General features: G+C 63.7%; 26 protein-coding genes. 7 read left to right on the forward strand and 19 right to left on the reverse strand.

Translation table 11 applies throughout. From position 1 onward, the window contains the following. The 6 genes from AC2FM3_RS07955 to pip all read right to left on the reverse strand — a co-directional run. On the reverse strand, positions 1-429 hold a 429-nt coding region (locus AC2FM3_RS07955), incomplete at its 3' end, for a translation initiation factor IF-2 associated domain-containing protein (protein ID WP_496680461.1). 8 nt (positions 430-437) lie between these two features. Further along, a complete protein-coding gene (locus AC2FM3_RS07960; protein WP_496680463.1) occupies positions 438-1,061 on the reverse strand; it encodes an RNA-binding protein in 624 nt (207 codons plus the stop codon). A gap of 22 nt (positions 1,062-1,083) precedes the next feature. Continuing rightward, positions 1,084-2,766, reverse strand: a complete 1,683-nt coding sequence (nusA, locus tag AC2FM3_RS07965) for a transcription termination factor NusA (RefSeq protein ID WP_496680464.1) — start codon at positions 2,764-2,766, stop codon at positions 1,084-1,086. Continuing rightward, positions 2,766-3,356: a ribosome maturation factor RimP gene (gene rimP, locus AC2FM3_RS07970; RefSeq protein WP_149775996.1), complete on the reverse strand. Its 591-nt coding sequence runs from the start codon at positions 3,354-3,356 to the stop codon at positions 2,766-2,768. The genes nusA and rimP overlap by 1 nt, the downstream gene beginning before the upstream one ends. A gap of 182 nt (positions 3,357-3,538) precedes the next feature. Further along, positions 3,539-4,360 (reverse strand): ABC transporter substrate-binding protein, encoded by an 822-nt coding sequence (locus AC2FM3_RS07975; RefSeq protein ID WP_496680465.1) that lies wholly within the window; start codon positions 4,358-4,360, stop codon positions 3,539-3,541. Beyond that, complete coding sequence (gene pip, locus AC2FM3_RS07980) at positions 4,357-5,334, reverse strand: prolyl aminopeptidase (RefSeq protein WP_496680466.1); 978 nt, start codon at positions 5,332-5,334, stop codon at positions 4,357-4,359. The genes AC2FM3_RS07975 and pip overlap by 4 nt, the downstream gene beginning before the upstream one ends. A 48-nt stretch (positions 5,335-5,382) precedes the next feature. On the opposite strand from pip, the gene ubiG reads away from it, so the two are divergent. Then, entirely contained in the window at positions 5,383-6,129 is a 747-nt protein-coding gene (gene ubiG / locus AC2FM3_RS07985; RefSeq protein ID WP_093963628.1) for a bifunctional 2-polyprenyl-6-hydroxyphenol methylase/3-demethylubiquinol 3-O-methyltransferase UbiG, read from the forward strand. Between the two features lie 3 nt (positions 6,130-6,132). Here ubiG and AC2FM3_RS07990 read toward each other — a convergent pair whose 3' ends face one another. From AC2FM3_RS07990 to AC2FM3_RS08005, 4 genes are read right to left on the reverse strand one after another with little or no spacing between them, the layout of a single operon-like run. Continuing rightward, the gene (locus AC2FM3_RS07990; protein WP_093963629.1) at positions 6,133-6,573 is read right to left on the reverse strand and encodes a MarR family winged helix-turn-helix transcriptional regulator; all 441 of its coding nucleotides are present in this window, start codon (positions 6,571-6,573) and stop codon (positions 6,133-6,135) included. A 14-nt stretch (positions 6,574-6,587) separates the two neighbouring features. Then, positions 6,588-7,418, reverse strand: coding sequence for a carbon-nitrogen hydrolase family protein (locus AC2FM3_RS07995; RefSeq protein WP_496680468.1), 831 nt, complete (start codon positions 7,416-7,418; stop codon positions 6,588-6,590). Continuing rightward, the gene (gene grxC / locus AC2FM3_RS08000; protein ID WP_005979317.1) at positions 7,418-7,675 is read right to left on the reverse strand and encodes a glutaredoxin 3; all 258 of its coding nucleotides are present in this window, start codon (positions 7,673-7,675) and stop codon (positions 7,418-7,420) included. Before grxC ends, AC2FM3_RS07995 begins: the two co-directional genes overlap by 1 nt. Positions 7,676-7,712: 37 nt before the next feature. Further along, complete coding sequence (locus tag AC2FM3_RS08005; protein ID WP_496680469.1) at positions 7,713-8,477, reverse strand: double zinc ribbon domain-containing protein; 765 nt, start codon at positions 8,475-8,477, stop codon at positions 7,713-7,715. On the opposite strand from AC2FM3_RS08005, the gene AC2FM3_RS08010 reads away from it, so the two are divergent. Beyond that, a complete protein-coding gene (locus AC2FM3_RS08010; RefSeq protein ID WP_496680471.1) occupies positions 8,458-9,288 on the forward strand; it encodes a methyltransferase domain-containing protein in 831 nt (276 codons plus the stop codon). The genes AC2FM3_RS08005 and AC2FM3_RS08010 overlap by 20 nt on opposite strands. A gap of 56 nt (positions 9,289-9,344) precedes the next feature. Further along, a complete protein-coding gene (gene hemH, locus AC2FM3_RS08015) occupies positions 9,345-10,394 on the forward strand; it encodes a ferrochelatase (protein WP_496680472.1) in 1,050 nt (349 codons plus the stop codon). Between the two features lie 74 nt (positions 10,395-10,468). Here hemH and AC2FM3_RS08020 read toward each other — a convergent pair whose 3' ends face one another. Together AC2FM3_RS08020 and AC2FM3_RS08025 are read right to left on the reverse strand one after the other, a co-directional pair. Further along, the gene (locus tag AC2FM3_RS08020; protein ID WP_010442520.1) at positions 10,469-10,651 is read right to left on the reverse strand and encodes a hypothetical protein; all 183 of its coding nucleotides are present in this window, start codon (positions 10,649-10,651) and stop codon (positions 10,469-10,471) included. 140 nt (positions 10,652-10,791) lie between these two features. Then, positions 10,792-11,391 carry a L,D-transpeptidase gene (locus tag AC2FM3_RS08025; protein WP_496680473.1) on the reverse strand — a complete coding sequence of 200 codons (600 nt, stop codon included), beginning with the start codon at positions 11,389-11,391 and terminating at the stop codon, positions 10,792-10,794. Between the two features lie 167 nt (positions 11,392-11,558). Between AC2FM3_RS08025 and dalA the strand changes: the two genes are divergently transcribed. Continuing rightward, the gene (gene dalA / locus AC2FM3_RS08030; protein WP_496680474.1) at positions 11,559-12,077 is read left to right on the forward strand and encodes a divisome-associated lipoprotein DalA; all 519 of its coding nucleotides are present in this window, start codon (positions 11,559-11,561) and stop codon (positions 12,075-12,077) included. 51 nt (positions 12,078-12,128) lie between these two features. On the opposite strand, the gene ptsN is transcribed toward dalA, so the two are convergent. The 7 genes from ptsN to AC2FM3_RS08065 all read right to left on the reverse strand — a co-directional run bounded on the left by ptsN (position 12,129) and on the right by AC2FM3_RS08065 (position 16,913). Next, entirely contained in the window at positions 12,129-12,593 is a 465-nt protein-coding gene (gene ptsN / locus AC2FM3_RS08035) for a PTS IIA-like nitrogen regulatory protein PtsN (protein WP_496680476.1), read from the reverse strand. 59 nt (positions 12,594-12,652) lie between these two features. Beyond that, a complete protein-coding gene (hpf, locus tag AC2FM3_RS08040; protein ID WP_496680477.1) occupies positions 12,653-13,216 on the reverse strand; it encodes a ribosome hibernation-promoting factor, HPF/YfiA family in 564 nt (187 codons plus the stop codon). Positions 13,217-13,468: 252 nt separating this feature from the next. Next, positions 13,469-14,227, reverse strand: a complete 759-nt coding sequence (lptB, locus tag AC2FM3_RS08045) for an LPS export ABC transporter ATP-binding protein (protein ID WP_496680478.1) — start codon at positions 14,225-14,227, stop codon at positions 13,469-13,471. Next, a complete protein-coding gene (locus tag AC2FM3_RS08050) occupies positions 14,227-14,718 on the reverse strand; it encodes an LptA/OstA family protein (RefSeq protein ID WP_496680479.1) in 492 nt (163 codons plus the stop codon). Before AC2FM3_RS08050 ends, lptB begins: the two co-directional genes overlap by 1 nt. 3 nt (positions 14,719-14,721) lie before the next feature. After that, positions 14,722-15,321: an LPS export ABC transporter periplasmic protein LptC gene (gene lptC / locus AC2FM3_RS08055; RefSeq protein ID WP_496680480.1), complete on the reverse strand. Its 600-nt coding sequence runs from the start codon at positions 15,319-15,321 to the stop codon at positions 14,722-14,724. 12 nt (positions 15,322-15,333) lie between these two features. Further along, entirely contained in the window at positions 15,334-16,302 is a 969-nt protein-coding gene (locus AC2FM3_RS08060) for a KpsF/GutQ family sugar-phosphate isomerase (protein ID WP_496680482.1), read from the reverse strand. After that, positions 16,299-16,913 carry a ribonuclease D gene (locus tag AC2FM3_RS08065; protein WP_496680484.1) on the reverse strand — a complete coding sequence of 205 codons (615 nt, stop codon included), beginning with the start codon at positions 16,911-16,913 and terminating at the stop codon, positions 16,299-16,301. Before AC2FM3_RS08065 ends, AC2FM3_RS08060 begins: the two co-directional genes overlap by 4 nt. Positions 16,914-17,143: 230 nt before the next feature. Between AC2FM3_RS08065 and AC2FM3_RS08070 the strand changes: the two genes are divergently transcribed. The 3 genes from AC2FM3_RS08070 to AC2FM3_RS08080 all read left to right on the forward strand — a co-directional run bounded on the left by AC2FM3_RS08070 (position 17,144) and on the right by AC2FM3_RS08080 (position 19,726). Then, complete coding sequence (locus tag AC2FM3_RS08070; protein ID WP_496680485.1) at positions 17,144-18,463, forward strand: MFS transporter; 1,320 nt, start codon at positions 17,144-17,146, stop codon at positions 18,461-18,463. Positions 18,464-18,519: 56 nt separating this feature from the next. After that, positions 18,520-18,948: an Lrp/AsnC family transcriptional regulator gene (locus AC2FM3_RS08075; protein ID WP_496680486.1), complete on the forward strand. Its 429-nt coding sequence runs from the start codon at positions 18,520-18,522 to the stop codon at positions 18,946-18,948. A gap of 70 nt (positions 18,949-19,018) precedes the next feature. Further along, positions 19,019-19,726 carry a lytic transglycosylase domain-containing protein gene (locus AC2FM3_RS08080; RefSeq protein ID WP_496680487.1) on the forward strand — a complete coding sequence of 236 codons (708 nt, stop codon included), beginning with the start codon at positions 19,019-19,021 and terminating at the stop codon, positions 19,724-19,726. The last annotated feature ends 51 nt before the right edge of the window (positions 19,727-19,777 follow it).

The raw sequence follows: 19,777 nt of genomic DNA on the forward strand, positions 1-19,777 counted from the left end.
CGTCTCGGCCTCTTTGCGCTGGCGCTCTTCTTCTTCCGCCTTCTGGCGCGCTTTTTCTTCGGCCTCGCGCTGTTCGCGCTCCTTGGCCTCCTGTTCGGCGCGACGGCGCTCGCGCTCTTCGGCGCGCGCCTTTTCTTCGGCCTCACGCTTGGCGGCCTCTTCGGCCTCGCGTGCCTTTGCGGCCTGCAACGCCTTCAGGCGCCGCGCCATTTCGGCGTCGGAAATCCCGGCCGGCCGACGCGAAGGATCACCCGCCGGCGCAGCGCCGCCGCTGGGTTTGGTCGCTCCCGGCTTGGGAACCACCACGCGTTTGCGTTTGGTTTCCACCACGACATTCTTGGTCCGTCCGTGGCTGAAACTCTGTTTCACGTTCCCGGGGCGTGCCCCGCCACGCAGACCCAATGTCTTTTTGCCGTCACTATCGCTCATAAAGCTTCTTACCCTTCCGCGCGGCTCTTGCCGCCGTCATCCGTTTCGCGCAAGCCACGCAGGCGCTGCGCTTCCTCTACAACACGTTTGGCGAGTCCGCCAGAGGCGAGCGCCGCATGAATCACCGTTTGGCGCCCAAATGCCTGTCCAAGCTCGTCCGCGGTCAGCCAGCCGATGTATTTGCCGAAATGCGGCGTGCTCAGCTTGGACTTGCCGCGCCCCGACCCGTCAACCGCCTGGATCAGCACCCAGGCCTGTTCCCGGTCCAGCCAGGTCTTGACCTTTTCATAGCCCGCGACCGCGTCACCCGACTTGCGCGCCAGACTGATCAGCTCGACCACCCGGCGCGACAATTGTCGTTCGACCTCGTCCACCAGGTTCTGCGGCACGGTGACCTGCGCCTTGAACCCGCGCGCGAACAGCTTCTTGCCGACAGCCGTATCCAGCGCCTTGCGGTCTGCCGAGACATAGACCCCACGCCCCGGCAGTTTTGCCGCGACGTCCGGAAACACCTGACCGTCCGGGCCGGTTACAAAGCGGATCAGGCCGAATTTCGGCTGCACCTCGCCCGTGGCGATGCATTTCCGCTCTGGCCCGTCGGACCGATCTTTATGGACGCCACCGCGACTCATTCACGTCATCCGAGGCCCGAGATCAGGCCTCGGCCTCCTCTTCCACCGTTTCGCCCTCAGCGTCTTCCTCGGTCTGCTCCAGCTCGGCGGGATCGACCCAGCCCAGCATGACCCGCGCGGTCATGACCAGATCCTGCGCCTCTTCCAGCGACACGCCGAAGGGTTCCAAGATACCGTCATCTTTGACCCGCTGGCCATCAACCGTGGTCCAGCCGCCGGCCAGTTCCCAATCGGCGCAGGTGGCGAAGTCCTCGAGCGTTTTCACGCCGTCCTTGGCCAGTGCCTCAACCATCTGGGGTGTCAGGCCTTCGAATTCAATGAGGCTGTCCTCGGCGCCCAGCGCGCGGGCGTTGTCCAGCGCCGCCTTGGCCTGGGCCTCGATAACGTCGCGGGCGCGTGCCTGCAGCTCATGCGCGGTGCCTTCATCGACGCCGTCGATCACCAGCAGCTCGTCCAGTTCGACATAGGCGACCTCTTCGAGGTTGGTGAAGCCTTCCGAAACCAGAAGTTGGGCAAAGAATTCGTCCAGGTCGAGGCTGTCCATGAACAGCTTGGTCCGCGTCTCGAACTCCTTCTGGCGGCGGGCCGATTCCTCGGCCTCGGTCATGATGTCGATGTCCAGGCCGGTCAGCTGGCTGGCCAGTCGCACGTTCTGACCACGCCGGCCGATCGCCAGAGACAGCTGTTCCTCAGGTACGACGACCTCGATCTTGCCGGCTTCCTCGTCCAGAACCACCTTGGAAACCTCGGCCGGCTGCAGCGCGTTCACCAGGAAGGTCGGCTGATCCTCGTTCCACGGAATGATGTCGATCTTTTCGCCCTGCAGCTCGTTCACGACGGCCTGCACGCGGCTGCCGCGCATACCGACGCAGGCACCGACAGGGTCGATGGAATTGTCATACGAGATCACGGCGATCTTGGCGCGCGATCCGGGGTCGCGGGCCACGGCCTTGATCTCGATGATGCCGTCATAGATTTCCGGCACTTCCATCTTGAACAGCTCGGCCATGAACTCGGGCGCGGTGCGCGACAGGAAGATCTGGTGACCGCGCGGTTCGCGACGGACCTCCTTGATGTAGGCGCGCACCCGGTCATTGGGGCGATAGCTTTCGCGACCGATCTTGTCGTTGCGGCGCAGAACCGCCTCGGCCCCGCCCAGATCGACGATCACGTTGCCGAATTCCTCGCGCTTGACGGCGCCGTTGATGATGGTGCCGACACGATCCTTGAAGTCTTCGTACTGGCGGTCGCGCTCGGCCTCACGGACCTTCTGCAGGATGACCTGTTTGGCCGACTGCGCGGCGATCCGGCCCATTTCCACGGGCGGAACCTCTTCCTGGAACACGTCGCCCACCTGCGGACCGGTCGAGAAATCCTCGATCGGCTGTCCGTCGCGCAGCCAGACCGCGCGGCCATCCTTGCTGGGCTCGAAATAGGCGCGCGCCTGATCGACGGTCATCTCGGCCTGATAATTCTCAAGCTCTTCCTCATCGACCACGGTGCGGACGCGGGTAAAAGTCGCCTTGCCGGTCTTGCGGTCGATCGACACGCGGATGTCCATCTCGGCACCGTATCGGCTCTTGGCGGCGCGGGCGAGCGATTCCTCCATCGCTTCGACGACCAGACCGGGGTCGATCATCTTTTCGCGGGCCACGGCCTCGGCGGTCTGCAACAGCTCAAGCTGGTTTGCTGAGGTGATTGCCATCAGTTCGTCTCCTCTTCGGACCCTTCGGTCTCAATCTCGTCGAAAGCGTTTTCGTTCAGGGCGCCGGCATCCTTGCGCTGGCGCAGCATTTCCTTGATCAGGTCATCGGTCAGAACCAGCTTGGCATCGCTCAGCCAGTCGAATTGAAGACCGATGGTGACGGTCTCTTCGCCGTTGGGGATGTTGATCAGAACCTCGTCCCCCTCGACGCCGGCCAGTTCCCCCTTGAAGCGGCGGCGACCGTCGATCAGTTCGGTGGTTTCCAGCTTGGCCTCGTAGCCCTCGAACGTCTCGAAATCCTTCAGCCGCGTCAGCGGGCGGTCGATGCCGGGGCTGGACACCTCGAGCGTGTAGGCGTCAAGGATCGGGTCCTCGACATCCAGCGTGGCGCTGACCGCGTTCGAGATCTCGGCGCAATCATCCACCTCGATGCCACCATCGGGCTTGTCGGCCATGATCTGCAGCGTGGTCTGCTTGCCGCTCATCAGGCGGATGCGGACCAACTCATACCCCAGATCCTCGATCACCGGAGTTATGATCTCGGCCAATCGTCGGTCGATCGCCGCCTTGGCTATCAGGTCGTTTGTCATATGGTGCTCTACCCTTCGATCGGGCACAAAAAAACGGGCGCGCGGCCCGTCGAATTTTCCGGTGGAGCCTCGGACCAGAAGTCCGACACGCCGCTGTTGCAACTGCATATACGCAGGACGACCCGAGTCTGCAACCCCTGCCGTCAACCAACCGACAATCGGCGTCGGTTTTCAGGCCGGGTTCAGGCTATCCACCAGCGTTCCGCGATTCGCCCATCGTCCAATGGCGCGCCCCGCCCGATCCGGCGCGGCAGGCCTACGGAGCCGGAGATTGCCAGCGACATTTCCGATTCGCTGGGGAAGAACCGCACATCACCCAAACCACGCAGCCCTTGCGCCGCCGGCAGCACCGACACGTCCACATAACGGTCGCGCAGCGCCTCGGCGCGCACGGCCGGGTCTGGGATCACGATGATGTCGACCGCCTCCAGCCAGCCGGCATGACCATCCTTGTAGTGGCTATCTACCCGGCGCCCGCGGAAATGGCGCCCGTCTTCGGCGCGTTCGACCCGGTAACACCCGGTGCCGTTCGCCTGCTGCAGCGGCGAAACGCTCTGCCCGTCGCGGGTGATGACAAACCGGGTATCGGCCAGCAGGAAGGGCAGGCCGGGGTTGGCCTTGGCCAGTTCGATCTGGATGCGGTCCGGCGCCAGGGCTTCGGTGCGCCCGACCTCGGACAGGACCGCAAGAACATCCTCGGCCGTAAGTGCCGCACCGTCGTGAAACACCGCATCCGCACGCAGGTCGAACGTCCAGACCCGGACCTCGGAATCGGTCTGCCAAGCGGTTGCCAACTCGCCGCGCAGAGTGCCGTCCGGCGCGATCTCGGTCAGGGTGTCGAACACCGCACCCCGGGCCAGCCGGTCCAGGCTGTCGTCACGCGGCACGGCGATGCGCAGCACGCCGCCCAATTTCGGCGTATCCGCCAGCGAGGCCCCCGTCGCGGCCAGCAGGGCTGCGGCGGCACCCGAAGTGAACAGAGCACGGCGGTCGATGCGGGTCATGCCACCTCCTGCGCGGCTCGGTCCATGATGCGCACCAGTTCGGCGCTGATCCCGGGTTCCGACAGGGCGTGACCAGCCTGCCGCACCATCTTCAGCTCTGCCTCGGGCCATTTCTCGGCCAGGCTCCAGGCCGCCTGCGGGGGGCAGATCATATCGTAACGGCCCTGCACGATATGGCCGGGAATATGCGCGATCCGGTCCATCTGATCCAAAATCTGACCGTCATGTTCCAGAAACGCCTTGTTGATGAAATAGTGATTCTCGAGCCGCGCGAATGTGCGGGCATATTCGCCGGGGCTTTCACCGACGGCCCCGTTCGTGTGGATCGAGGCCAGCGCGTTTTCCCAATGCGACCAGGCGCGGGCGTACAGTATCTCGGTCGCCCGATCGCCCGAAAACAGCCGCTTGTTGTAGGCGCCGATGGTGTCGGACAGCTCCGAGTCGCGCAGCAGCGAGGTGAAGCGCGCCCATTGTTCGGGCCAGAACTTGCCGGCTCCGCCGCCATAGAACCAGTCGAGTTCCGCCTGCGTGGCCAGAAACACGCCGCGCAGAACCAGGCGGGTCACCCGGTCGGGATGGGTTTGAGCATAGACCAGCGCCAGCGTGGCGCCCCAGCTGCCACCGAATACGATCCAGTCGTCGATCTCGAACAGTTTCCGCAGACGCTCGATATCGGCCACCAGGTGCCAGGTTGTGTTGTTATCGACCGAGGCCGTGGGCCGCGACCGGCCGCAGCCGCGCTGGTCGAACAGAATCACCCGGTAGACCTCGGGGTCGAAATAGCGCCGCATGGCCGGGCTGCAGCCGCCGCCGGGGCCCCCATGCAGAACCACCACGGGAATCCCGTCGGGATTTCCGCATTGTTCCACATAGATGCGGTGCCCGTCGCCCATATCCACCACGCGCTGGTCGAACGGATCGACCGGCGGGTAAAGATATTGCACTGCGCGCTTTTGGTCCGGGTATTTGTCCATTATGGCCCTATATAGTCCTTCAGCGTAAAAGAGCACACGGAGACAGGAATGCAAGCGCATCCGAACACGGTTGACCCGTCCGAGATCGCAAAATTCGAGGCCATGGCCGCCGAATGGTGGGACCCGCACGGGAAATTCAAACCTCTGCACATGCTGAATCCGTGCCGCCTGGACTATATCACACAGCAGATCGCGGGCGAATTCGACCGGGACCTGACGGCAGCGAAACCGTTCGAGGGCCTGCGCTTGCTGGATATCGGCTGCGGCGGCGGGCTGCTGAGCGAGCCGATGGCGCGGCTGGGCGCCGATGTCGTAGGCGCCGACGCGGCCGAGCGCAACCTGCCCGTGGCCCGAATCCATGCCGAACAATCCGGCCTGCAGATCGACTATCGCCACACCACCGCCGAGGCATTGGCCGACGCGGGCGAACAGTTCGACGTGGTCCTGAACATGGAGGTGGTCGAGCATGTGGCCGATCCGCTGGCCTATCTGACCGCCACGCAACAGCTGCTGAAACCCGGCGGGCTGGAAATCTGTTCCACCATCAACCGCAACCCGAAATCCTATGCGATGGCGATTTTCGGGGCCGAGGTCGTCATGCGCTGGCTGCCGCGCGGCACGCATGAATGGTCCAAGTTCATCACCCCGGACGAGCTGTTCGATCTGCTGCGCCAGGCTGGTCTGGACCCGGTGGACCGCAAGGGGTTCGTGTTCAACCCGATCACCTGGAGCTGGTCGATCTCGGACCGGGATCTGAGCGTGAACTACGTCACCGCCAGCGTGAAACCGGGCTGAGGCCTATTCCTCTTCCAGTTTCATGCGCAGGTCGCGCAGAACCGGCAGGGTCGCGCGCACACGCTCAAGGCCCAGCTCGCCCACAACCCGGTTGATCAGAGGTGCGATAGCCGAGATCGCCTGATCACGCGCCCGTCGGCCTGCGGGGCTGATCGCCACCATCTTGCGGCGGGCATCGTCCCAATCGGGGCGGATGTGGATGTATCCGGCCCATTCCAGTTTGGCCAAGGTGTTGGTCATCGCCCCACGGGTCACATGGAATGTGCGGGCCAGTTGGGCAGGCGTCCGCTCGCCCCCCACGAACACCAGGTGGTTCAGCACCGAGAAATGCGAGATTTCCATTCCCTTGGGCAGAACCCGGCTCAGCCGGTTCCGCAGCAATTGGTCCGCAGTCAGGATCTCGCTGAACAGCGCGACCGCCAGGGCGTTGGTTTCGTCAGTCATTACCCGGCTCTGGATCAGGGCCCGTCGAACGGGCGAACATGTGTCAGGGACGGCACGCGCCGCCGTGCCTCTGTAACAGACCTATCATCCAGATCAAAAAAGTGAATGCCGGTCTGAGTGCCTGCGTCGATCAGCACCTCGCCCCAGGGCGATACGACCATGCTGTGCCCGTGGGTATGGCGCGTTTTGCCCCGGGTTTTGGGGTGTTCTCCGGTCTGCGCGGGGGCAATGACCCAACAGCCGGTCTCGATGGCGCGGGCGCGCAGCAGCGGTTCCCAATGGGCCGCGCCGGTCACCGGAGAGAACGCCGCCGGAACCGTCAGGATCGTGGCCCCGCCCTGTGCCAGCGCGGCGTGCAGATGCGGGAACCGGATGTCATAGCAGATGGTCATGCCGACCTTGCCGAAAGCGGTCTCGGCGATCACCGCCCGCGACCCGGGGCGATAGCTGGCCGATTCGCGAAAGGTCTCAGTCTCGGTGACCTGCACGTCGAACATGTGGATCTTGTCATAGCGCGCCACGATCCCGCCCTGCGGGTCGATCATGAAGGACCGGTTGGCGAACCGCCCGTCGGCGTCATGTGTCTTCAGCCCCAGCGATCCGATCAGCAGCCATACGCCCAATTCCGCCGCCTGTTCGCGCAGGCCCGCCAGGGTGATGTCGTCTTCTTTGTGCTGCAGCACCTCGCGCTGGCGCGTTGCGCTGGTCGAAACGCAGTTGGTGACCTCGGGCGTCAGGATGAACCGCGCGCCCCGGTCCGCGGCCTCGGCCATCATGGCACGCACCATGTCCAGGTTCGCGGCCGGGTCGTCCGACGAGGTGATCTGCAGCAGGGCGGTTTTCATCAGGCGGCCAACAGCGGGTCCAGCTTGCCGGCCTGTTCGAGTTCGTACAGGTCGTCGCAGCCACCGACATGGGTGTCACCAATGAAGATCTGCGGCACCGTGCGCCGTCCGCCCGCCCGCTGGATCATCTCGGGCTTGCGTTTGGGGTTCATCAGAACGTCGATCTCCTCATAGGCGACGCCTTTCTGATTCAACAGCCGTTTGGCCGCGTGGCAAAAGCCGCACAGCGGCGATGTATAGATGACAACCGGTTTCATGGTCCGTTCCCTTGGATTTCGCGCAATCTAGGGGGAATTAGGCATCCTTGGCAACGCGCGCCAGTACCAACACGGAAATATCATCCGCCCCGGCCACCCGGCAGGCGCGGGCGCAGGCCGCCAAGGTCGCGCCCGATGTCATCACGTCATCGACCAGCAGCACGTGGCGCCCTTTCAGGCGGTCCGCCCGCCTCGGATGCACGGTGATCGCATCGCGCAGCGTTTCGGCCCGCTCGGCGGCCGTTTTCCCTTCCAGCGCAGGGGTGCGCCGGCTGCGTAACAGCAGGTCAGGGCAAACCGGCAGCCCGACCGTCTTGCCCAGATGCTGCGCCAGCAGCGCCGACTGGTTGTACCGACGCTTCAACAGGCGCGACCAGTGCAGTGGTACCGGCGCAATCAGCATGCCCGGCCGGACCAAGGCCCGCCCGGCCCCGGCCATCCATTGCGCCGCGGGTCTGGCGAGTTCCGTCCGGTCGCCATGTTTCAGTGCCAAAACCAGCGCCCGCGCCTTGCTAGCGTACAGCAGCGCGGCGCGCCCCTCGGACCAGGGCGGCGGCTGGCGCATGCAGTGATCACACTCGACCCGGAGGCCTTCGTCCTCGCCCGGCAACGGGACGCCGCAGCTGGCACAAACCATCCCCCCGATGAACGGCGTCTCGCGCCAGCATGGCCCACACAGCCCGAAATCCGACTCGGTCATCGCGCCGCAACCGATGCAGCGCGGTGGGTACACGACCTCGATGGCGGTTTGAATCCGCTGCCATATGCGATAACTGCGCCCTATGGACCCATCCGCAGCCAAGACACCCTCATTGTTTGACCGATCCGCCCTGGCCGCGCATCGCGCCCGGGCCCGGGACGACGCCCTGTTCCTGCACCGCGCCGCCGTCGACGAGGTGCAGGATCGCCTTGCCGTGGTTAATAAAACCTTTACGGCGCCCGCGATCGTAACCCCTTTTGCCCAGGTATGGGCAGGCGTTCTGAACGGCGCGCGCATCGTGCCTGATGACGAGGTGCTGGACCTGTCCTCGGGCGCGCATGATCTGGTGATCCACGCCATGGCTTTGCATTGGGCCAATGACCCGGTTGGACAGCTGATCCAATGCGCCCGCGCCCTGAAACCGGACGGGCTGTTGCTGGTGGTCTGTCTGGGCGGCGAGACGCTGCACGAATTGCGGGCAGCGCTGGGTCAGGCCGAGATTGAGGTGACCGGCGGGCTCAGCCCCCGTGTCGCGCCGATGGCAGAACTGCGCGACCTTGGTGCCCTGCTGCAACGCGCCGGGCTGGCCCTGCCCGTGGCCGACCGGGTGCCGCTAACGGCGACCTACCGCGACCTGTGGCACCTGATGGCCGACCTGCGCGCCATGGGCGAGGCCAACGCGATGACCGAACGGTTGAAATACCCCACGCGCCGGACCGTGTTTCAACGCGCACAGCAGATCTATGCCGAAAGCTTCACCGCCCCCGACGGGCGCCTGACGGCAACTTTCGAGCTGGTCTGCCTAACCGGCTGGGCACCGGATGCCAGCCAGCCCAAGCCGCTGCGGCCCGGTTCGGCCCAGGTCAGCCTCGCCCAAGCCTTAGGCACGAAAGAAGGCAAACTGTCCGATTGACCCCGCGGTCGATCCGATTAATTCAGGCACTTACGGAAAAACTCAGGAAAGCCACCATGTTCGATGCCATCCGCCCCGCGCACGCGCCCGCAGATCACCCCAAGATCAAGATGGGCCGTGTCGGCATCCTGCTGGCCAATCTCGGCACGCCGGACGATTACAGCTATTGGCCGATGCGCCGCTATCTGAACGAGTTCCTGTCCGACCGTCGGGTGATCGACTATCCGGCCTGGAAATGGCAGCCGATTCTGCAGGCGATCATCCTGACCAAACGTCCTTTCAGCTCGGGCGCGGCGTACAAATCGATCTGGAACCACGACAAGGGCGAAAGCCCGCTGATGACCATCACCAAGGACCAGACCGCCAAGCTGCGCGCGGCGATGCAGGACCGCTATGGTGACAAGGTCATGGTGGATTTCTGCATGCGCTACGGAAACCCCTCGACCAAGTCTAAGGTCCGCCAGATGGTGGCCGAGGGCTGCGACCGCATCCTGTTCTTCCCGCTCTATCCGCAATATGCGGGCGCCACGACCGCCACCGCGAACGACCAGTTCTTTCGCGCGTTGATGGAGGAGGCCTGGCAGCCCGCCAGCCGCACGGTGCCGGCCTATTTCGACGAGCCGGCCTATATCGACGCCCTGGCGCAGTCGGTCGAGCGCGCCTATGCGGCCATGGAGACCAAGCCGGACGTTCTGGTGTGTTCCTATCACGGCATGCCGGAACGCTATCTGATGCAGGGTGATCCGTACCACTGCCAGTGTGCCAAGACATCACGACTGCTGAAAGAGCGGCTAGGCTGGGCGGATGATCAACTGGTGACCACCTTCCAGTCACGATTCGGACCCGAGGAATGGCTGAAGCCCTACACCGTCGACCACGTCGCGGAACTGGCCCGGCAGGGCAAAAAGAACATCGCCGTCATTGCCCCGGCGTTTTCGTCGGACTGCATCGAAACGCTGGAAGAAATCAACGAGGAGATCCGCGAGAGCTTTGAAGAGGCAGGCGGCGAGACCTTCACCTATATCCCCTGCCTGAACGACGAGGACGCGCATATCGCGGCCTTGGGAAAAGTGATCGCGGACAACCTGAAAGGCTGGCTGGACTGAACCGGCCTCGGAAAACGCATGAAAAAAGGCGGTGGAAATCCACCGCCTTTCTTTTTTGTCTTTGTCCGCTGGACTTAGCTTGCGGCAACAGCTGCTGCGACGACGACCAGCAGGATCAGCGGCAGGATGATGCCCTGCGACGAGCCCTGGGTTTCTTCGACAACAACCGGTGCTTCCACAACCGGCTCTTCCAGGTTGCCGGCATATGCGGTCGAAGCGGCAGCGGTCAGAGCAGCAGCGAGAACGAGTTTCTTCATGTTAACCTCCAAAGTTTGCGTGGCCCCGGGATACTGGAGCCCCGCACCTATGACTTACCTCGTGGTTTTTTCTAAGCAGCAAAGCGTCGAGAATGCAATTGCAACTTGTGCCACCGGCGGGTTGGCGCGCGAAAATGTCGTCAAATTAGCAACACTTGCGTGCCGACCTTGGTCAAAGCGTACAATTCGGCGATATGTTCGTTGAACAGGCCGATGCACCCGTTCGACGACCGCCGCCCGATCTTGCGCGTGTCGTGGGTGCCGTGGATGCGGTAATATTTCCAGCTCAGATACAAAGCATGCGTTCCCAGCGGGTTGTCAGGTCCCGGCGGGATATAGTCGGGCCATTCCGGGTTTCTCTTCTTCATCGAAGGCGTCGGCGACCAACTGGGCCCCACAACCTTGCGGATGACGCTGGTACGGCCACGGCGGGTCAGTTCCTCGGTCAGCGGAACGGAGGACGGGTACAGCTTGTACACCGTCTGATCCTCGGACCAGTAGTGCAACGCGCGCGAAACCGTATCGACCAGAATCGCCCCGTTTCGGATGTTCGAGAAATAGGGCTGCCACTCCATGGCGCGAAACCCGGAAACATTGCGCCGGACCGGCGGTTCGGGTTCGGGCGCGGGGCGCAGTGGATCGCCGGGGATGAACTGCGCGATCGCCGGGCTGGCCAACAGGGACGTGCCCCCGGCCAGGAACCCGCGGCGCGAAGTCAGGTGAATGTTTTTCTTGGCCATGCCAAAAGGTCCTTTGATAATCAGTATTGAAATTCGCAGGCAGTTTATTGCCAGAATGCTTCAGTCGCAAATCAAACCGGCAGAAATACGCGAACATCGGCAATTGGGCCTTTGCGCAATGCGCGCACGCAGGCTATCCCTTTTCGGAACAACGAACTGGGCCTATGATGACGCGTATCTTTTCCTTGCTGCTGATCTGTCTTGTCGCGCTTGCGGCATGTACTGAAACTTCGGGCACTTCGTCGCTAGGGGCGGACGGACGACCGCTGCCCAAGGCCTACAAGATCCGCGGCAACCCCGAGAAGCTGCAGTTCCGCATGCTTGATTCCGTCAACGCGCTGCGCCAGGCCTCTGGCCTGCAGCCCGTTCAACTGAATGCTCAGCTGAACGCGGCCGCCGCAACCCACGCCAAGGACATGGCGCGCCAGAATCGCCCTTGGCACTTTGGGTCCGACGGGTCCTCGCCGCTGGACCGCGCGGTGCGCGTCGGCTATCTTGGGACGTTTCGCGGCGAGGCCATCTCGGAGACCTACGAGACCGAAACCGAGACCCTGGCCGCCTGGATGCAGGAGCCCGGCCCGCGGTCGGTCATAATGGATCCGAAGGCAACGCAGATGGGCTTTGCCTGGCACCAGGAAAAGGGCGGAAAGCTCTGGTGGGTTCTGGAAATGGGCACCGGCGGCTGACCTTGCCGCGCGCGGTCAGCCCACGAGGGCCACACCGCCACGTCAGCGGGGTCAGGCCGCCTGCACCGATTGCGCAGTGGTCAAAATCGCATACAGCTTGACCGGATCAGGATTGGCCCGCAGCTTGCTGCAGACAGATGTGTCACGCAGCGTCCGTGAAACCAAGGCCAGCGCCTTGAGGTGCTCGACACCGGCATCCTCGGGGGCAAACAGGGCAAAGGCCAGATCCACAGGCTGCCGGTCGACTGAACCGAAGTCGATCGGCTTTTCCAGCATCACGAACACGCCCGCCACGGCGTCCAGGCCCGACAGACGGGCATGCGGCAGCGCCACTCCGTGTCCGACACCGGTCGGGCCGAGGCTCTCACGCTCGAGCAGATTATCGACCACGGTCTGAGCATCCAGCCCCAAGGCGCTGGCGGCGACTTCCCCGATTTCCTGAAACAGTCGCTTCTTGCTGGATGCGGCGGACAACACGCGCACCGCTTCGGGCTTCAATATGCTCGAAAGCTCCATTATCTTGCTCCACGACAATGCCCCCGCCGGTGCGGAGGCAGTGCCTTCATCCTTGCCTGTTACGGATCGATCCAGCCGATGTTTCCATCGTCGCGACGATATACGACATTCAATCCGTCCTTGTTTTCGTTCCGGAACACCAGCACCGGCGCGCCCGCGAGTTCCATCTGCATGACAGCCTCACCAACGCTGAGCGATGGGATCTTGGTTTCCATCTCGGCAACGATGATTGGCTGCAAGGAGTCGGGTTCCTGCTCCGGCTCCGAATCGTTCGAGGCGAGGATATAGGACGACGCCCCGAAGAGTTCAACCGGCTCGGACCGCTCGCGGTGGTGGTCCTTCAGGCGGCGCTTGTAGCGGCGCAACTGCTTCTCCATCTTGTCACAGCACGCCTCGAATGCCGCGTAGATCTCGGTGGCATGGGCCTTGGCCTGAGCCGTCAGGCCGGTGGACAGATGCACGGTGGTTTCACACACATATTCATGCGCTGAACGGGAAAAGACGACGTTGGCGTCCGTTGCGCGCTGGGCATATTTGCCCACAACCTCGCCCAGTTCGGTCTGCACGTGGGTCTGCAGGGCCGCACCGATGTCGATCTGTTTGCCGCTGATTTGGTAACGCATGTGATCTCCTTCACAATTCACACCCCTGTTTGCGCCGCATCATGCGGCAGGCTTGTTGTTATGGGGTGGGGGGTCGAGACGCTGTACGGGGTTGCCGATCATCGCGCCCTTCAACGAAGGGGGATCGAGATCCAGACTGAATCCACGCAAGCGCCATATCCCAATTCAGCCAACAGGCGGCAGCAGAGTCAATCAAAACACGAGCACAGATTCGAGAAAACTGTCGCGGAATCCCTCCGTCATCCGACAAGTTTATGAAATTCTGAAGTTTTCGCCCAAATAGACGCGGCGCACGTTCTCGTTCTCGACGACCTCGTCCGGGGTGCCCGACATCAAAACCTGCCCGTCATGCAGGATATAGGCGCGATCCACGATTTCCAGGGTTTCGCGTACGTTGTGGTCGGTGATCAGCACGCCGATTCCCCGCTTTTTCAGATCGGCCACAAGATGGCGGATGTCCCCTACGCTTATTGGGTCCACCCCCGCAAACGGTTCATCCAGCAGCAGATATTTCGGATCGGCCGCCAGGCAGCGGGCGATTTCGACCCGCCGCCGCTCGCCGCCCGACAAGGCCAGCGCCGGCGCCCGCCGAAGGTGCTCGATCGAAAAATCCGACAGCAGTTCCTCCAGCCGCTCCTTACGCCGATGCGCATGTTTGACCGAGATATCCAGAACCGCGGCGATGTTGTCCTCGACGCTGAGACCGCGGAAGATCGACATCTCCTGCGGCAGATAGCCGATTCCCATCCGCGCCCGCCGATACATCGGCAACGTTGTGACGTTCTGACCGTCCAGCGTCACCGAGCCAGCCTCGGGGAAGACCAGCCCGGCCACGGAATAGAAGGTCGTGGTCTTGCCCGAGCCATTCGGCCCCAGAAGCGCCACGACTTCGGACCGGTCCAGCGTCATCGACACATCCCGGATCACCGTCTTCTTGCGATAGGATTTCCGCAGCTTGTCGATCTTCAGCCCGGACGCCCCTTCAGCAACGGACAGTTTCGGCCCCGCCATCAATCACCGCCCGACTTGAGGATTGTCTTGACCCGGCCGGTCATGGTCGCGGTTCCGTCCGCCAGATTCGCGACCATCCGATCGCCGCTGATCGTGCTGGGCCCCTGGCTGAGCAGAACGTTGCCTGTCATGACGACAACCCCGCTGTCGATCGTGTATTCCGCCCAATCCCCCTCGGCCGCATCCGGTGGGCTGACCAGCAGAACGTTGTCGGACGCCTCGAGGCGCTCGATCCCCGAGCGGTCCTCGTTGTAGATCACCAGAACCCGATCGGCCGACAGGCGCATCTGGCCCTGCACGACGACGACATTGCCCAGAAACTCGGCCGACCCGTCCTCCTGGTTGACCTTGAGCGTCTCCGACGTGACCTCGACCGGCAGGCTGGGGTCTGCTGCGGCTGCCCCGAACGCCACCTGGGCTTCCTGGGCGCCCGCCGGGGCCACCCCAAAGGCCAATGCGGCACACAAAGGAACTATTCGAAAATCAAACACGGGTTATCTTTCGGTCTTTTTCGGCTCGTATATCAGCTTCACGCCGTCTGTAAAAACAATATGGACGGGGCCGTCGGAATTTTCGGCACCGAAGGTCATCCGCCCGGCCGTGAAGTTGCCGATCGGCCCGGTCCCTGCAACCTGCCCTGGGGTGTCGCCTCGAATCTCGTCTAGCGAGGTGTTCAGAAGATCGGTCGTGACCCGGATACCATCGGTCGTGGTGATGACCACATCGTCGGAGAAGGTCGCCGTGCCCTTGTCGGGGCGGATCAGGCCGGTGTTGGAATCAAGGGTGATGACGCGGCCGCCGTTCAGGCCAAGCTGCCCCTTGAACTCGGCCGCCGTGGGCGCCTCGTCCGCGGTCCCGCGGCTGGCGCGGACGGCTTCCACCTGAATATCCTCGCCCTTGCGGGTGACGCCGCGATAAATTGGCTGCGTCACAAGCTGATTGTTCAGGCGTTCGTCGATATCCTGCTGCGAAAACGGAACCGCCACCTTTGTCTCGATGCTGCGCGACAGCAGAAACACCATCGACAGCAGCAGGATGGCCGCCAGCGGCAGCAGAACCTTGAGGAACTGCACCATGCGCGAATAGCGATCCATCCCGGCCCTCACTCAACCCAGCCCGACGCGCAGGCAGTCGTGGATGTGCAACAGCCCCTGCGCCCGGCGCGGCTGCTCCGGGTCCACTACAAACAACGAGGTGATCTTGCGCGCGTTCATGATCGCCACCGCCTCTTCGGCAAGCGCGTCGGGCGCGATGGTCGTGGGGTTGGCAGTCATGACCTGGGCCGCCGTGTTGTTCAGCAACCCGTCCATATGCCGGCGCAGGTCGCCGTCGGTGATGATGCCGACCAGGGTGCCCTCTGCATCGGTCACGCCGACCACGCCAAAGCCCTTCTGGCTGATCTCGATCAGCGCGTCGCTCATCGGGGTGTCGGCCGACACCAGCGGCAGTGCGTCGCCGCCATGCATCAGGTCGCGCACCGCGCTCAGCTGCGCACCCAGCTTGCCGCCGGGATGGAAGGCGCGGAAATCCTCGGGCTTGAAATCGCGGTATTTCATTAACGCGATCGCCAGCGCATCGCCCATAGCCAGTGTCAGCGTGGTCGAGATCGAGGGCACCATGCCGTATCCGCAAGCCTCGCCCAGCGCGGGGATCAGCAGATGCACGTCAGCCTGCTTCATCAGCGTACTGTCCAGCCGGCTGGACAGGCCGATCAGCGGAATCCCGAACCGCCGGGTAAAGGCCAGCAGGTTGGCCAGCTCGGGCGCCTCGCCGGAATTCGATATCGCCAGCACCACGTCATCCTTCGACACCATGCCCAAGTCGCCGTGGCTGGCCTCGGCCGGATGCACGAAATAGGCGGGCGTGCCGGTGCTGGCCAACGTGGCCGCGATCTTGTGCCCGATATGGCCCGACTTGCCGATGCCGCTGACGATCAGCCGGCCCTTGGCCTGCAGGATCAGCCGCACCGCGTCGGCGAAACGGTCATCCAGCCCTTCGGCCAGAACCTCGAGCGCGCGGGCCTCGTCGGTGACGACCTGCCGGGCGGTTTTCAAAAAGGAGTCGGTATCGGTCATGAGTGCGCAAAAATGTCGGTTTCGGGCCAGCCCGCCAGATCCAGCCTGGCGCGCATCGGCAGGAAGTCGAAACAGGCCTGCGCCATCTCGGTCCGGCCCTCGCGTTCGAGCCGCGCATCCAACGCCGCGCGCAGCTGGTGCAGGTACAGAACGTCCGAAGCGGCATAGTCCAGCTGCGCCCCGGTCAGGGTCTCGGCACCCCAGTCGCTCATCTGCTGTTGTTTCGAAATGTCGATGCCCAGCAGCTCTTGGCACAGGTTCTTCAACCCGTGCCGGTCGGTATAGGTGCGCACCAGGCGGCTGGCGATCTTGGTGCAATAGACCGGCGCCGCCAGCGCGCCGAAAGCGTGGTACAGCGCGGCGATGTCAAAGCGGCCGAAGTGGAACAGTTTCAGCACCTCGGGGTTTTCCAGCATGGCGCACAGGTTCGGGGCCTCGGTCTGACCCTTTTCCACCTGCACGATGTGGCTGTGGCCGTCGCCGCCCGACATCTGGATCACGCACAGACGGTCGCGATGCGGGTTCAGGCCCATGGTTTCGCAATCGATGGCCACGACGGGGCCCAGGTCCAGCCCGTCGGGCAGGTCGTTCTTGTAAAGGTAGTTCGCCACGAATGTTTCCTTTGCACGGTGGTGTCACCGAAATAGGGTGTTTGACCCGCAAACTCAACGCCATCCGCCCCATGGCGGTACTCGGGTGTCATTGCGGTTGAGGCATCTACGTCCGGCGCATAGGGTCGGGTCATGACTCAACCGTCCTGTGCCTCGTCTGAACAAACTACCGCCCGCCCGAGCGACGGTGGCCCCCACGACGCGCGCCGGGCCGTTTCAGGGTTTGCGCGGTGCTGAACATTCTGCGGAACCGGACGTACCGTCACCTTCTGGCCGCGCAGGTGGTGGCGCTGCTGGGCACCGGGCTGGCGACCGTGGCGCTGGGGTTGCTGGCCTATGATCTGGCCGGCAAGTCCGCCGCGATGGTGCTGGGCACGGCCCTGACCATCAAGATGATCGCCTATGTCACGATTGCACCCATCGCCGCGGCTTTTGCCGAAAGGCTGGACCGCCGCCGCATGCTGGTGACGCTGGACATGGTGCGGGCCGCGGTCGCGCTGTGCCTGCCTCTCGTGACCGAGGTCTGGCAGGTCTATGTGTTGATCTTCGTGCTGCAATCGGCCTCGGCCGGGTTCACGCCCGCGTTCCAGGCCACGATACCCGATGTTCTGACCGACGAGCAGGATTACACCAAGGCCCTGTCGCTGTCGCGACTGGCCTATGATCTGGAGAACCTTGTCAGCCCGATGCTGGCAGCGCTGCTGCTGCTGGTCGTCAGCTTCGACAGCCTGTTCTGGGGAACGGCGCTGGGCTTTGCGGCCTCGGCCTTGCTGTTGGTCTCGGTGGTCCTGCCCTCGCCCACGCCCCGTCAGCCACGTGGGGTCTTTGACCGAACAACACGCGGTATTCGCATCTATCTGCGGACACCGCGCCTGCGTGGCCTTTTGGCGCTGAGCTGGACCGTCGCCGCCCTCAGCGCGATGGTTCTGGTCAATACCGTGGTGATCGTGCGCAGCGACCTGAGCCTGCAGGACAGCGCCGTGGCGATCGCCCTGGCCGGGTTTGGCGGCGGGTCGATGCTGGCGGCTTTCTTGCTCCCGGCGCTGCTGGAGCGTCTGCCGGATCGCCGCGTGATGCTGGCCGGCGCAACGCTGGCGACCGCGACCATGGCTACCGCTGCGCTGCTGTCCGCGGTGGTGCCGATGTCGCTGGCGATGCTGACCACGCTTTGGGCGCTTGTGGGTTTCGGCTATTCCTGCACGCTGACCCCATCCGGGCGGTTGCTGACCCGATCCGCCCATCCCGAGGACCGCGCGGCCGTGTTCGCCGCCCAGTTCACCCTGTCACATGCCTGCTGGCTGGTTCTGTATCCGCTGTCGGGCTGGCTGATGACGCAACATGGGGCGACAGTGGCGATGGCCGCGCTGACCGTTATGGCCTTGGGCGGCCTGATGCTGGCCGCCTGGACCTGGCCCGCATTCCAGCCGCGGTCCATCGCGCATGACCACCCGGACCTGCCGGCCGATCACCCGCATCTGTCCGGGCCCGATCCGCATGCGCACCCAATTATCATCGACGACCTGCACCCCCGATATCCGCACAAACCTTGAGGGCGACCGCCCTATTGCCGTAGACCCGAACCACTCGACCGACAGCCGAAAGCCCCATGGACCAGCTTGACCGCCGCATCATCGCCGCCCTACAGCACAACGCGCGCGCCTCGACCACGCAGATCGCGGCGCGTCTGGGCGTGGCCCGGACCACCGTGCACGAACGTATCCGTCGCATGGAGGAAACAGGCGTGATCGCGGGCTACTCGGTCCTGCTGGGCCGGACCGACGACACGCCCAGGGTGCAGGTCGTGGTGCTGCTCGAGGTGCAGCAGAAAGAGACATCGCGCATCATCAAGCGGCTGGAAGCCTATCCCGAGGTCAAGCTGTGCCTGTCGATCAACGGCGAATTCGACCTGCTTCTGTCGGCCGAAGCCCCCCGGATCGAGGATCTCGACATCTTGGTGGACGAGCTGGCCAAGATCCCCGGCGTGCTGCGCACCAATACCAGCGTCGTGTTCGGTCGCAGGATCGACCGGAGCTGATCGGCGCTAACCCTCTGTAAACCGAAAGCTGGCTAGCTTGGCCCGGTCAGAAGAATCCCGGACCGGCAGAATGCCAGAACTCAAGATCGTTTTCCTCTCGCTGTGGGTGCAGGCCATGGTCGCCACGGTGGCCTTGGCCATACCGGACATGCGCACCGCCGACATCTGCGACCAAGCGGCCCGGCGTGCCGCCCGGGCCGAGGGTGTCCCGCTGGATGTCATGCAGGCCATCACACGGGTGGAAACCGGGCGCCGCGTCGATGGCAGCCTGCACCCCTGGCCCTGGACCGTGAACCTGGAAGGCAAGGGATACTGGTTCGGGTCCGAGGCCGAGGCTAAGGCCTATGTGTTCGAGGTGTTCAAATCGGGCGCCCGCAGCTTTGATGTGGGCTGTTTCCAGATCAATTATCGCTGGCACGGCAAGGCGTTCCGGTCAATCGACGCGATGTTCGACCCCGATCAGAATTCTACCTATGCGGCGCAGTTTCTCAAACAGCTTTATGCTGAACATGGCGACTGGTCGGCCGCTGTCGGCGCCTATCACTCACGCACCCCAGAATATGCTCGCAGATATGTCACCCGGTTCCAGACGGTTCTGGCCGCGCTGTCCGACACGCCCGAACCGGCCGCCCGTCAGGCGGTCGACCCGTTCCACCGCTCCGCGCTGCCGTTGATCCCGCTCGGCCCCTCCCCCGCCAAGGTCGACCGCCCCGCCCTGGGATCACTTGTTCCGGTATCCGGGACCGCAGTGGCCTTCATAACGTTCGATCAGGAGTGACGCGTGCCGAAACTTGACCCAAGGACCTTGTTTTCACCCACGGTTCTTCTG

The organism is Ruegeria sp. BHSB172 (genome assembly GCF_059613165.1).

Excerpts from the sequence above, each read along its gene's own strand:
- AC2FM3_RS07960 (WP_496680463.1), bottom strand. The coding sequence starts at position 1,061 with ATGAGTCGCGGTGGCGTCCATAAAGATCGGTCCGACGGGCCAGAGCGG.
- nusA (WP_496680464.1), bottom strand. The coding sequence starts at position 2,766 with ATGGCAATCACCTCAGCAAACCAGCTTGAGCTGTTGCAGACCGCCGAG.
- rimP (WP_149775996.1), bottom strand. The coding sequence starts at position 3,356 with ATGACAAACGACCTGATAGCCAAGGCGGCGATCGACCGACGATTGGCC.
- AC2FM3_RS07975 (WP_496680465.1), bottom strand. The coding sequence starts at position 4,360 with ATGACCCGCATCGACCGCCGTGCTCTGTTCACTTCGGGTGCCGCCGCA.
- pip (WP_496680466.1), bottom strand. The coding sequence starts at position 5,334 with ATGGACAAATACCCGGACCAAAAGCGCGCAGTGCAATATCTTTACCCG.
- ubiG (WP_093963628.1), top strand. The coding sequence starts at position 5,383 with ATGCAAGCGCATCCGAACACGGTTGACCCGTCCGAGATCGCAAAATTC.
- AC2FM3_RS07990 (WP_093963629.1), bottom strand. The coding sequence starts at position 6,573 with ATGACTGACGAAACCAACGCCCTGGCGGTCGCGCTGTTCAGCGAGATC.
- AC2FM3_RS07995 (WP_496680468.1), bottom strand. The coding sequence starts at position 7,418 with ATGAAAACCGCCCTGCTGCAGATCACCTCGTCGGACGACCCGGCCGCG.
- grxC (WP_005979317.1), bottom strand. The coding sequence starts at position 7,675 with ATGAAACCGGTTGTCATCTATACATCGCCGCTGTGCGGCTTTTGCCAC.
- AC2FM3_RS08010 (WP_496680471.1), top strand. The coding sequence starts at position 8,458 with ATGGACCCATCCGCAGCCAAGACACCCTCATTGTTTGACCGATCCGCC.
- hemH (WP_496680472.1), top strand. The coding sequence starts at position 9,345 with ATGTTCGATGCCATCCGCCCCGCGCACGCGCCCGCAGATCACCCCAAG.
- AC2FM3_RS08020 (WP_010442520.1), bottom strand. The coding sequence starts at position 10,651 with ATGAAGAAACTCGTTCTCGCTGCTGCTCTGACCGCTGCCGCTTCGACC.
- AC2FM3_RS08025 (WP_496680473.1), bottom strand. The coding sequence starts at position 11,391 with ATGGCCAAGAAAAACATTCACCTGACTTCGCGCCGCGGGTTCCTGGCC.
- dalA (WP_496680474.1), top strand. The coding sequence starts at position 11,559 with ATGACGCGTATCTTTTCCTTGCTGCTGATCTGTCTTGTCGCGCTTGCG.
- ptsN (WP_496680476.1), bottom strand. The coding sequence starts at position 12,593 with ATGGAGCTTTCGAGCATATTGAAGCCCGAAGCGGTGCGCGTGTTGTCC.
- hpf (WP_496680477.1), bottom strand. The coding sequence starts at position 13,216 with ATGCGTTACCAAATCAGCGGCAAACAGATCGACATCGGTGCGGCCCTG.
- lptB (WP_496680478.1), bottom strand. The coding sequence starts at position 14,227 with ATGGCGGGGCCGAAACTGTCCGTTGCTGAAGGGGCGTCCGGGCTGAAG.
- lptC (WP_496680480.1), bottom strand. The coding sequence starts at position 15,321 with ATGGATCGCTATTCGCGCATGGTGCAGTTCCTCAAGGTTCTGCTGCCG.
- AC2FM3_RS08060 (WP_496680482.1), bottom strand. The coding sequence starts at position 16,302 with ATGACCGATACCGACTCCTTTTTGAAAACCGCCCGGCAGGTCGTCACC.
- AC2FM3_RS08075 (WP_496680486.1), top strand. The coding sequence starts at position 18,520 with ATGGACCAGCTTGACCGCCGCATCATCGCCGCCCTACAGCACAACGCG.
- AC2FM3_RS08080 (WP_496680487.1), top strand. The coding sequence starts at position 19,019 with ATGCCAGAACTCAAGATCGTTTTCCTCTCGCTGTGGGTGCAGGCCATG.